Below are 230 nucleotides of genomic sequence, written 5' to 3'. Positions count from 1 at the left end.
TAAAAGTTACTTTTACTTCTTTACCTGTGAGGAGACCAACTCCAATGAGAGAAATTTCACTCTTAATGGTTTTTAGTTTAACCATAACTTAGTCTTTATTGTTTATTGTTTTTTTTAAATCTTCTAATTCTGATACAATTTTTGGCAAATTATTGAAATGAACATAGGATTTACTGAAATCTGTATATCCAAAGGTAGGGCTTCCTTGTAGCACTTCTCCATCTTTTACG

1 pseudogene is annotated in these 230 nt (G+C 30.0%); it reads right to left on the bottom strand.

Annotated elements, in window-relative coordinates:
- Nucleotides 1-88: 88 nt before the first annotated feature.
- A pseudogene (locus AC23L6_RS13460) lies at nucleotides 89-230 on the bottom strand (UDP-3-O-(3-hydroxymyristoyl)glucosamine N-acyltransferase); the annotation flags it as partial.

The sequence above is a fragment of the Flavobacterium sp. R1_16 genome (assembly GCF_057652095.1).
Note: the sequence above shows the minus strand (reverse complement) of the source record. Positions and strands in the feature narration are given on the sequence as shown.